The following is an 11,873-nucleotide window of genomic DNA, read 5'->3' on the forward strand; positions in this document are numbered from 1 at the left end:
GAGTACTGGCCCACTAAGCAAGACCCACTAAGGATTAGAAGAATAGCCAATTTAAAAAAGGTAACGGCACTTCCATGTAGGAAGGTCGTTACCTTTTTTGTGAGCAGTTACAGTAGTCCTTATAGATAACGATTACTCTAGCGTTGTGTAACCTTAGTTGATCGCGATTGCCAGCACTTTCTGATCAATGCAATGATAACGACCAGGCCACTGAATTGGCAGGTCGTCATTAGGCCAAAGCCCATGTTAAAGGCGTTGATACTCCCACTAACGAGACTGAGTGCGGCAAATACCGTTAAGCCAATCCAATGTATCCGCTTCGTCCAAGTGTTCGGGTGGCGCCGGGCAATGCCCAAGTTGAGCATAAGACCGATCAGCAAGAGGATGAGGAAGTCCATCCAGTAAAGAGCAGGGAACGTTGAAAATTGGGTGACACGTTCCACCAGGAGAACGCCGAAGAGGACGACTAATAGGCTGGCGTTTGGGTGGGCAACTGGTTTCGTTACGGGGACGGTTGCTGTGTCCTGTAAGAGGTTATCTACTGGGACGGCATATAGAGTAGCTAATTGGGTAATGGTGGCGATGTCCGGTTGGTTCCGGCCAGTCTCCCAGCTGGAAACGGTCTGCCGTGAGACGTGTAGTTGGTCTGCCAGTGCCGTTTGGGTCAGCTGTTGCGTTTGGCGGAATTTTTTCAAACGCGCGCCTAGTTCTGTCGATGCCATGGGGGCACCTCACTTCCTTGATAATTGCTATTGACTCTATCATAGAGAATCGTCTGAAAATAGCAAGCTATTCTCGCTAGCATCCGTATCATTCGGGGATTTGAACGGGTACGCTGAATGGGAGTAGAGGAGATGATGTCCAGTGCAAAATGGACAAGTGAAAATGATTCAGGTAACCGGGCTACGGAAAAAGTTCGGTCGCCATGTGGTCTTACGTGATGTGAATTTCGCCTTTTCAACTGGCGAAGTTGTCGGATTAGTCGGGCCCAATGGTGCGGGCAAGACGACCATTATGAAAGCCTTATTGGGACTGCTAGCCACGGATGCTGGCAACGTTCGGATTTTGGGACAACCCGTTTCAGTCAATACCCATACTGTTGTGACCCAACAGGTAGGCGCGCTCATCGAACGCCCAGCAATTTATCCATTTCTGACTGGCTGGCAACATTTGCAACTGATGACGACTTCCGTGGAACAAATGACATGGGTGGTGCAGGCCCTCCAAATGGAAACCTATATTCACCGGCCGGCCAAGCGGTATTCACTCGGTATGAAACAAAAGCTGGGAATTGCCATGGCGTTGGTGAATCGCCCACGGTTAGTCATATTAGACGAGCCGATGAATGGCTTAGACCCCCAATCGGTTAAGCGACTACGTCATTTGATTGGTCAGTTGGCAGGGGAAGGGACCACATTTTTAATTTCCAGCCATATTTTGAGTGAGCTGGAAAAGATCATTGATACGGTGATTTTAATTGATCAGGGAGAAGTGTTGCTACAACGGACGATGGCGCAACTTCAGGAATCGGCGCGGCAAACATTAGTGGTACGGACGACGGAAAATGCCCGAGGGTTGCAGGTGCTTTTACAGGCAGACTATCCAGTGACACAGCGGGGCAGCAACTTAATCGTGACGAAGCCGGTTGCGTTGACGCCCTTACTGCAGACCCTTCTCGACGCGCATCTTCAAATTTTAAAGATAAACCAGCACCGGGAAGATTTAGAGACAGTCTTGTTACGCTTATTGGCAGAGAGGAAGGCATAGACCATGGGACAATTAATGCAGCAGGAGATTTTTAAATTCAGACATCAACGGATGGCGTGGCTGGCCCCCGTCATCTTGGTGGGTTTAATGGGCGGACTGGCCACGACGGCTCACGGCGCATCAGTCAGTGATCAGAAATTTTATATTTCATCGGCGTATGGTGGGTTTCAATGGCTGACGATGCTCATCATTGTGATTGGCGCTAGCTGTGTGACCATGGAATTCGAGTATGGGACAATCAAACAGTTGGCGACGCAGGTGAATCATCGCTGGACGATTTTTGTGGGGAAGTATGTCCTAGTTCTCGGGTATAGCGTGTTAGGTCATGGGTTGGCCATCCTTGTGACGCTATTGCTCAAGATTAGTGCTGGTCGGGGCCTACACTGGCAGACCATGTATCTCTATCACCAATCGCTATTAGCTAATCTAGTGACTAATGCGGGGCTGGATATGTATGGTGGCATGATGATTATTGGACTGGTCTTCTTGCTGGCAAGCTGTAGTCATAACAATGCGGCAGCCATCGCTATTGGTATGGGTGTCTGTTTTGTGGGGGAAGGGGTATCCAGTTTGTTATTGCAGTCGTTTAAGTCGTTAGTGCCTGTGATGAAATGGAATCCGTTTAACATGTTATTCTTACAGGAGGAGTATGCCAATCCCAGTTATCAGCAGAACGTGACCCATTTGACGATTCAGCAGTTGAGTGTCGGCAGTCTTGTGTGGGCGTTATTCTTTGTAGCGGTCGGTGCGGTGATCTTTTCGAGACGGCGGATTTAGGCTTGGCCGGAAATATGAGTTGCAAATTAGACAGGGTGGCAAGCGTCACGGCGACATCCTACCAAAAGAGACTTCTGGCCCGTGGTAGGGGGCGAGCGAGGGACGGTCCTGGAGCCGCTCCAAACGAATAGTGGGTTATCGATATTAATTTAGGATTTTTGTTGACAGTGGATTGATGTGCATGGTATATTATCTAAGTTGTCTTTTACGACAGCGACTCATTAATTTAAAAAGTTAAATTGCTTGTTGACAAGTAGTCTAACAAAATGGTATATTAATTGAGCTGCTTCGTTAGGAAGCACATTTAACAAGTTGTTGATTAAATAAAGCTTCTTGTTGACATCAAATCAGTTAAATGATATGATGATTAAGTTGTCTGCGAGAGCAGATAACTGGTAGACCTTTGAAAACTGAACATTGTTTCGACAAACCAAATATGTGTAGGGCGGTTTGATACTTGGTATCAAACCCAAACAATATTTGCGAAGTCAATTCGCTTTTATAACAAAAAGTAACAACAATCGATGAGCTATTCAAGCATCATCTTTAAGATGAGAGTTTGATCCTGGCTCAGGACGAACGCTGGCGGCATGCCTAATACATGCAAGTCGAACGAGCTTCCGTTGAATGACGTGCTTGCACTGATTTTAACATTGAAGCGAGTGGCGAACTGGTGAGTAACACGTGGGAAATCTGCCCAGAAGCAGGGGATAACACTTGGAAACAGGTGCTAATACCGTATAACAACAAGAACCGCATGGTTCTTGTTTGAAAGGTGGCTTCGGCTATCACTTCTGGATGATCCCGCGGCGTATTAGTTAGTTGGTGAGGTAAAGGCCCACCAAGACAATGATACGTAGCCGACCTGAGAGGGTAATCGGCCACATTGGGACTGAGACACGGCCCAAACTCCTACGGGAGGCAGCAGTAGGGAATCTTCCACAATGGACGAAAGTCTGATGGAGCAATGCCGCGTGAGTGAAGAAGGGTTTCGGCTCGTAAAACTCTGTTGTTAAAGAAGAACACTTCTGAGAGTAACTGTTCAGAAGTTGACGGTATTTAACCAGAAAGCCACGGCTAACTACGTGCCAGCAGCCGCGGTAATACGTAGGTGGCAAGCGTTGTCCGGATTTATTGGGCGTAAAGCGAGCGCAGGCGGTTTCTTAAGTCTGATGTGAAAGCCTTCGGCTTAACCGGAGAAGTGCATCGGAAACTGGGTAACTTGAGTGCAGAAGAGGACAGTGGAACTCCATGTGTAGCGGTGGAATGCGTAGATATATGGAAGAACACCAGTGGCGAAGGCGGCTGTCTAGTCTGTAACTGACGCTGAGGCTCGAAAGCATGGGTAGCGAACAGGATTAGATACCCTGGTAGTCCATGCCGTAAACGATGAGTGCTAGGTGTTGGAGGGTTTCCGCCCTTCAGTGCCGCAGCTAACGCATTAAGCACTCCGCCTGGGGAGTACGACCGCAAGGTTGAAACTCAAAGGAATTGACGGGGGCCCGCACAAGCGGTGGAGCATGTGGTTTAATTCGAAGCTACGCGAAGAACCTTACCAGGTCTTGACATACTATGCAAATCCTAGAGATAGGACGTTCCCTTCGGGGACATGGATACAGGTGGTGCATGGTTGTCGTCAGCTCGTGTCGTGAGATGTTGGGTTAAGTCCCGCAACGAGCGCAACCCTTATTATCAGTTGCCAGCATTAAGTTGGGCACTCTGGTGAGACTGCCGGTGACAAACCGGAGGAAGGTGGGGATGACGTCAAATCATCATGCCCCTTATGACCTGGGCTACACACGTGCTACAATGGACGGTACAACGAGTTGCGAAGTCGTGAGGCTAAGCTAATCTCTTAAAGCCGTTCTCAGTTCGGATTGTAGGCTGCAACTCGCCTACATGAAGTTGGAATCGCTAGTAATCGCGGATCAGCATGCCGCGGTGAATACGTTCCCGGGCCTTGTACACACCGCCCGTCACACCATGAGAGTTTGTAACACCCAAAGCCGGTGAGATAACCTTCGGGAGTCAGCCGTCTAAGGTGGGACAGATGATTAGGGTGAAGTCGTAACAAGGTAGCCGTAGGAGAACCTGCGGCTGGATCACCTCCTTTCTAAGGAATATACGGAGGCTACACATACTTTGTCGAAACAATGGTCAGTTTTGAGGGGCTTACCTCTCTAACTTGTTCTTTGAAAACTAGATATTATCAAATATTTTCTAATAATTATTTTTATTAATAATTAAACCGAGAACACTGCGAATTTTTTTGAGTTTTTAATTAGTTTTTATCGCTAATACTCAATTAATCAACGATTACGAAGTAATCGTTAGGTTAAGTTATGAAGGGCGCATGGTGGATGCCTTGGTACTAGGAGCCGATGAAGGACGGGACTAACACCGATATGCTTCGGGGAGCTGTACGTAAGCTTTGATCCGGAGATTTCCGAATGGGGAAACCCAGTAGTTTTAACCGACTATTACAATTCAGGGAATACATACTTGAATTGAGGCAGACGTGGGGAACTGAAACATCTAAGTACCCACAGGAATAGAAAGAAAAATCGATTCCCTAAGTAGCGGCGAGCGAACGGGGAATAGCCCAAACCAACAAGCTTGCTTGTTGGGGTTGTAGGACTGAACATTTGAGTTACCAAAGTCAATGATAATCGAAACGTCTGGGAAGGCGTGGCATAGCGGGTGATACCCCCGTAGATGAAATCGTTGGCCCTCAGTTCAGGATCCTGAGTACGGCCACACACGTGAAACGTGGTCGGAAACCGGGAGGACCATCTCCCAAGGCTAAATACTCCCTAGTGACCGATAGTGAACCAGTACCGTGAGGGAAAGGTGAAAAGCACCGCGGAAGCGGAGTGAAATAGTTCCTGAAACCATGTGCCTACAATTAGTTAGAGCCCGTTAATGGGTGATAGCGTGCCTTTTGTAGAATGAACCGGCGAGTTACGTTAATTTGCAAGGTTAAGGTGTAAAGACCGGAGCCGTAGCGAAAGCGAGTCTGAAACGGGCGTTTCAGTAAATTGATGTAGACCCGAAACCAGGTGACCTATCCATGTCCAGGTTGAAGGTGCGGTAAAGCGCACTGGAGGACCGAACCCGTGTATGTTGAAAAATGCTGGGATGAGGTGTGGATAGCGGTGAAATTCCAAACGAACTTGGAGATAGCTGGTTCTCTCCGAAATAGCTTTAGGGTTAGCCTCGGAATTAAGAATCGTGGAGGTAGAGCCACTGTTTGGACTAGGGGCCCGTCATGGGTTACTGAATTCAGATAAACTCCGAATGCCACTGATTTATATCCGGGAGTCAGACGATGAGTGATAAGATCCACCGTCGAAAGGGGAACAGCCCAGACCATCAATTAAGGTCCCTAAATACATGCTGAGTGGAAAAGGATGTGGAGTTGCATAGACAGCTAGGATGTTGGCTCAGAAGCAGCCACCATTTAAAGAGTGCGTAATAGCTCACTAGCCGAGTGATCCTGCGCCGAAAATTTACCGGGGCTAAGCATGTTACCGAAATTATGGATGTGACCATTAGGTCACGTGATAGGAGAGCGTTCTAAGGGCAACGAAGCTAGATCGTAAGGACTAGTGGAGCGCTTAGAAGTGAGAATGCCGGTATGAGTAGCGAAAGATCAGTGAGAATCTGATCCACCGAATGACTAAGGTTTCCTGGGGAAGGCTCGTCCTCCCAGGGTTAGTCGGGACCTAAGCCGAGGCTGAGAAGCGTAGGCGATGGATAACAGGTTGATATTCCTGTACTAGTTAATTATGTTTGAACGATGGAGGGACGCAGCAGGCTATGGTATGCGCACGATTGGAAATGTGCGTTCAAGCGTCAAGTCTGGTGATGAGTTAAATGCTTATTGCTAAGGACAAGGCGTTACGAGGACCGAATTTTAGTAGGGAAGTGCCAGATGTCACACTGCCGAGAAAAGCTTCTAGTTAGTAATTAATTACCCGTACCGCAAACCGACACAGGTAGTCGAGGAGAGTATCCTAAGGTGAGCGAGTGAACTCTTGTTAAGGAACTCGGCAAAATGACCCCGTAACTTCGGGAGAAGGGGTGCTACACGCAAGTGTAGCCGCAGTGAAAAGGCCCAGGCGACTGTTTATCAAAAACACAGGTTTCTGCAAAATCGTAAGATGACGTATAGGGGCTGACGCCTGCCCGGTGCTGGAAGGTTAAGTGGATGAGTTAGCTTCGGCGAAGCCCAGAAATGAAGCCCCAGTAAACGGCGGCCGTAACTATAACGGTCCTAAGGTAGCGAAATTCCTTGTCGGGTAAGTTCCGACCCGCACGAAAGGCGTAACGATCTGGGCACTGTCTCAACAAGAGACTCGGTGAAATTATATTACCTGTGAAGATGCAGGTTACCCGCGACAGGACGGAAAGACCCCATGGAGCTTTACTGTAGCTTGATATTGGGTGTTGACACAGCTTGTACAGGATAGGTCGGAGCCGTAGAACTCGGAACGCTAGTTTCGAGTGAGGCGCTGGTGGGATACGACCCTCGCTGTGTGAACACTCTAACCCGCACCACTTATCGTGGTGGGAGACAGTGTCAGGTAGGCAGTTTGACTGGGGCGGTCGCCTCCTAAAAAGTAACGGAGGCGCCCAAAGGTTCTCTCAGAATGGTTGGAAATCATTCATTGAGTGTAAAGGCAGAAGAGAGCTTGACTGCGAGACAGACAGGTCGAGCAGGGACGAAAGTCGGGCTTAGTGATCCGGTGGTACCGTATGGAAGGGCCATCGCTCAACGGATAAAAGCTACCCTGGGGATAACAGGCTTATCTCCCCCAAGAGTCCACATCGACGGGGAGGTTTGGCACCTCGATGTCGGCTCATCGCATCCTGGGGCTGTAGTCGGTCCCAAGGGTTGGGCTGTTCGCCCATTAAAGCGGTACGCGAGCTGGGTTCAGAACGTCGTGAGACAGTTCGGTCCCTATCCGTCGCGGGCGTAGGAAATTTGAGAGGAGCTGTCCTTAGTACGAGAGGACCGGGATGGACATACCTCTGGTGTACCAGTTGTGCCGCCAGGCGCATCGCTGGGTAGCTATGTATGGATGAGATAAACGCTGAAAGCATCTAAGTGTGAAACTCGCCTCAAGATGAGATTTCCCATTCCTATATGGAAGTAAGACCCCTGAGAGATGATCAGGTAGATAGGCTGGAAGTGGCAGCGTTGTGAGACGTGAAGCGGACCAGTACTAATCGGTCGAGGACTTAACCAAGTTGAAAAACGTGGTGTTCTCATAGAAAATAATTTGATGATATCTAGTTTTGAGGGAATAAGTTCTCTTATAGTGTGGTGGCGATAGCCTAAAGGATACACCCGTTCCCATGCCGAACACGGAAGTTAAGCTTTAGCACGCCGATAGTAGTTGGGGGATCGCCCCCTGCGAGGATAGGACGTTGCCACGCAAACGTAAGGAACTCAGTGATGGGTTCCTTTTTTTGTGCAGAAATTTAAAAGAGGACTGACGCATGACCGCAGCGCCAGTGCGTCTGGCACTCCAATCGCGTCAGAAATAGATTCTTCAATATAAATGGCGTAAACGTTTTACCAATCGCGCATAGCGGCGTGATTGATATTTTCACAAAAATCTATTGCTTAGGACAGCCAGTGATTAGGACTAGCTACTAGAAATGGTAAATTCAGCCCCTTATTGGTCTCAGGTGGCCGTTAAATCGGTTAGCGTCTCCGTGGTAGCTGACACACCTAAATGGCGTTACAGACTAACTGAGGGCGTTTTCCCACCTTAAATCGGTTGTGTGCCATCTTTGCCGGGGCGGGTCGTTGTGCTATCATTATGACTGTTGTGACTAATCACTACCTAAATTATCTGAAACTATCAAATAAGAGAGAACAGGTGACAGTAGCATGCAGAAGTATCGGAAGTACCGCCTGAGTCTAGGGTGGCAAATTCTGATTGGATTGATTCTCGGGATTATTCTGGGGGCAGTCTTTTATCAGAACAAGGTCGCTATTACAGCGATGCAAAACATTGGGAACATGTTTATTGGATTGATTCAAATGATCGTTCTGCCAATCGTGGTTTCCTGCCTGACCGTTGGGATTGCCAACATGGGTGACATCAAGCAATTGGGCCGGATTGGTGGGAAAACCATCATTTACTTTGAAATCATGACCACGATTGCAATTGCCTTAGGGTTGTTGGTGGGGAACATCTTTAAACCCGGGGACTTCATTGATATTCATCAATTACATAGTACCGACATCAGTCAGTACGTTTCCTCTGCCAAATCGGCTGGGAACTCTGGTATTTGGGCCACCTTAATGGGGATTATCCCAACCAATATCTTCAAGTCGCTGTCTGAAGGGGACATGATGCCAGTCATCTTCTTCTCCGTCTTCTTCGGACTGGGAACGGCCGCTATTGGTAAGCAGGGACAGGTCATTATTGATGCCTTAGACGCCGTCTCGCAAGTGATGTTCCGCGTGACGAACTGGGTCATGCACACGGCGCCCATCGGGGTCTGTGCGCTGATTGGGGTCACCATCGCGCAAATGGGACTGTCGGCGTTGGCACCTTTGGGGTATTTCATCGTCTTAGCCTACGCGACCATGGCCGTCTTCATTCTCGTGTTCATGGGCTTAGCGGCCCGATTGTTCGGGTTCCGGTTGTGGGACCTGCTCTACGTCATTAAAGATGAAGCCATCTTGGCCTTTTCAACGGCGAGTTCCGAAGCAACCTTACCCCGGTTGATTGATAAAATGGATAAGTTCGGGGTTAGCCAAGGCATCGTGTCCTTTGTGATTCCCACTGGCTACACGTTCAACCTGGATGGGTCCGCGATTTACCAGTCATTGGCCGCACTCTTCCTGGCACAGGCATATCACATTCACCTGAGCCTGGGACAGCAGATTACCTTGCTAGTGGTCTTGATGATTACCAGTAAAGGGATGGCCGGTGTTCCCGGTGCGTCCTTCGTGGTCTTACTGGCGACGGTTTCGACGATTGGGGTGCCTATGAGTGGGTTAACCTTTATTGCTGGGATCGACCGGTTAGTTGATATGGGACGGACCGCCGTTAACGTGGTGGGGAACTCCCTGGCAACCGTGATCATTGGGAAATCTGAACATGAATTTAGCGAGGAGAAGAGTCAGGTTTACCTGGACCATCTTCACTCGGCAAAAGCAAAATAATAAAAAAGCAGCGAACCAATTCGTTTTTCGGAATTGGTTCGCTGCTTTTTAGTGAAGCGTGTTTGGTAATACCAGCTCATCAACGTCACGGCGGTGGCACCTTGCGGGGTGATTCCCATCAGCCCATGGGGGCCATCAGATGGCGTTGATAACCAGTTTATGATTGGTTTGGTATTGATTAGTCGTATCGACCGTTAGAGATTAAAAACCGACCTAGTTGAAACGGCGTCAGTTACGAAATGTTTTCCTCTCCACTGGGTTCCCCCAACGGTGAAGCATCGCTACGTGGTGTAACGCTATGCGACTAGCACGTCAATGCATTGTGGTGACATAGTTGCTGAGAAAGACTGGTAACTCTAGCTTGCGTTATCCATTAAGTGGGTGGAACCCGACTGGCACACGAACGAGTTCGGGAAGTTCAGACGAGTTACGGTCGGTTGCAACACCGACAGCGTCTGAAATAAAGTGGCCAGTCGTTTCCGTTTAAAGTCTACTAGTCGAACCTCCGCATCAAGCTACGGGGTCCGGGATAGGGAAAGCTAGAGGTTTGTCCTCCTCAAAGCGTCAACCAAGAGGCTTGAACAGACTGTAACTTTCCCACCGGCGAGTAATAACACGCTCCGGGATCATCTAAAAGTTGCGTTGTCATGTTCAATCACCTCCTGTAGTAAGTCGACAGTGACAACTGCGACAAATTAAAAGCGCTTAGCCACGACTAGCTAAGCGCACAATAAAAACATGTGTGATTTTGGCTAGTCGTTGAGTTTTAGCACTATACGGCGTAGTTAATTTCATAACAGCTACATTAGATCAGGCCTTGAATTGACCTGAACAGCTGACTCATTGGCGTTTCTCGACGTTTCTGAGCAGTAGCATTTTCCGTATAGGAGCCTCACCTAACAGCTTCTAATTTATCTATGTACTTAGTATATCTGCTTTCAGCCCACAATGCAAGAAAAATGCGTAATCCCTAGCGAATAATAATTATAATAACAAACTATTAAAACCTTTATAACAGGCAAACGTTCGATACTTTTCTAGTTTAGAATGATTCTTGATTTCGAACCGAAAACCGCGTATGCTAGGGGTGTGTTAGAAGTTATCAATTGAATGAGGGGAGTTTTAAATCATGAATTATATTGGTTCTGCGTTACCCGATTTTCAAGTCAATGCCTATCAAGACGGCGAGGTACAGTCTTTAACGCCCACCGACTTACTGGGCCACTGGTCCGTGTTGTTCTTCTATCCAGCCGACTTTTCTTTCGTTTGTCCCACGGAACTTGGCGACCTGGCAGCACACTACGCGGCGTTTCAGAAACAGAATGCGGAGATCTATAGTATTTCTGAAGATACGGAGTTCGTGCACCAGGCTTGGCACGAGCAGAGCGATGAGGTCGGTCACGTGGCATACCCAATGATTGCTGACCCAGCCGGAGTGCTCGCGCGACACTATGACGTGCTGGACGAAGAGGCAGGACAGGCCTACCGGGGCGTCTTTATTCTGGACCCTGCCGGTAAGGTACGCTCATACACCATCAACGATATGGGTATCGGCCGCAATGCGGAGGAAATTCTGCGGACGTTGACCGCGGCACAGTTCGTGGCAGAGCACGGTGACCGCGTTTGCCCAGCCAACTGGCATCCGGGCGAAGAAACGCTGAAGCCGGGGACAGACTTGGTTGGTAAAATTTAACGACTAAATTATCAAAAGGCGCGTCCAGAGTAATCCGGACGCGCCTTTTAGTGCGCAAAAAAAGGCAGCTGCCTGCCCCTCATTGCCTGCTTGTTTATTTACCTTCGGCGATGCCAGCGTACTGTTGTGCGTACCAGCCGTCCCAAGTTAAATCTTTGAGCGCACCACTTGCCGTGTAGGGCAGGTTGACCGTCTTCAAAATGGTTAAGAATAGGTCGCGCTTGTTAGCCAGAACCCCAGCGGCCAGTTGGTCGGGGCTGAAGTTCAGATTGCTGTAAATGTACATGTTGATATCGTTCATGGCGTAATCAACTTTAAACGAAGCCAAGATTTCCAAATCGTTGGTCCGGTAGTGCCGTAAATAAAAGTGGACAAAATCAGTTAGAGCAGTGTTTTGGGCATTTTCGTCCAAGTCAGTGATGGTCAAATCTGGATTTTGCAAAATTT

6 protein-coding genes, 3 rRNA genes and 1 riboswitch are annotated in these 11,873 nt (G+C 48.5%); of the genes, 7 read left to right on the forward strand and 2 right to left on the reverse strand.

Translation table 11 applies throughout. From position 1 onward, the window contains the following. Nucleotides 1-137: 137 nt before the first annotated feature. Entirely contained in the window at nucleotides 138-722 is a 585-nt protein-coding gene (locus ACEPST_RS06015) for a helix-turn-helix domain-containing protein (RefSeq protein ID WP_204122289.1), read from the reverse strand. Between the two features lie 142 nt (nucleotides 723-864). Between ACEPST_RS06015 and ACEPST_RS06020 the strand changes: the two genes are divergently transcribed. The 7 genes from ACEPST_RS06020 (at nucleotide 865) to ACEPST_RS06050 (ending at nucleotide 11,426) form a co-directional block, all read left to right on the forward strand. Next, nucleotides 865-1,767 carry an ABC transporter ATP-binding protein gene (locus tag ACEPST_RS06020; protein WP_204122290.1) on the forward strand — a complete coding sequence of 301 codons (903 nt, stop codon included), beginning with the start codon at nucleotides 865-867 and terminating at the stop codon, nucleotides 1,765-1,767. A 3-nt stretch (nucleotides 1,768-1,770) separates the two neighbouring features. Further along, nucleotides 1,771-2,544: an ABC transporter permease gene (locus ACEPST_RS06025; protein WP_204122291.1), complete on the forward strand. Its 774-nt coding sequence runs from the start codon at nucleotides 1,771-1,773 to the stop codon at nucleotides 2,542-2,544. A gap of 547 nt (nucleotides 2,545-3,091) precedes the next feature. Further along, a 16S ribosomal RNA gene (locus ACEPST_RS06030) occupies nucleotides 3,092-4,657 on the forward strand. 220 nt (nucleotides 4,658-4,877) lie between these two features. Continuing rightward, a 23S ribosomal RNA gene (locus tag ACEPST_RS06035) occupies nucleotides 4,878-7,796 on the forward strand. Between the two features lie 73 nt (nucleotides 7,797-7,869). Next, a 5S ribosomal RNA gene (gene rrf / locus ACEPST_RS06040) occupies nucleotides 7,870-7,986 on the forward strand. The 16S, 23S and 5S rRNA genes sit together here, the layout of an rRNA operon. 460 nt (nucleotides 7,987-8,446) lie before the next feature. Continuing rightward, nucleotides 8,447-9,733 carry a cation:dicarboxylate symporter family transporter gene (locus ACEPST_RS06045; RefSeq protein ID WP_204122267.1) on the forward strand — a complete coding sequence of 429 codons (1,287 nt, stop codon included), beginning with the start codon at nucleotides 8,447-8,449 and terminating at the stop codon, nucleotides 9,731-9,733. A 744-nt stretch (nucleotides 9,734-10,477) separates the two neighbouring features. Beyond that, nucleotides 10,478-10,644: riboswitch (M-box (ykoK) riboswitch) on the reverse strand. Between the two features lie 218 nt (nucleotides 10,645-10,862). After that, nucleotides 10,863-11,426: a peroxiredoxin gene (locus tag ACEPST_RS06050; protein WP_125765325.1), complete on the forward strand. Its 564-nt coding sequence runs from the start codon at nucleotides 10,863-10,865 to the stop codon at nucleotides 11,424-11,426. A gap of 94 nt (nucleotides 11,427-11,520) precedes the next feature. Here the strand turns inward: ACEPST_RS06050 and ACEPST_RS06055 are convergent, their stop codons facing one another. Beyond that, entirely contained in the window at nucleotides 11,521-11,868 is a 348-nt protein-coding gene (locus ACEPST_RS06055) for a hypothetical protein (protein WP_203639696.1), read from the reverse strand. Nucleotides 11,869-11,873 lie beyond the last annotated feature (5 nt).

The sequence above is a fragment of the Levilactobacillus sp. FUA 3915 genome (assembly GCF_044053135.1).
GTDB lineage: Bacteria > Bacillota > Bacilli > Lactobacillales > Lactobacillaceae > Levilactobacillus > Levilactobacillus lanxiensis.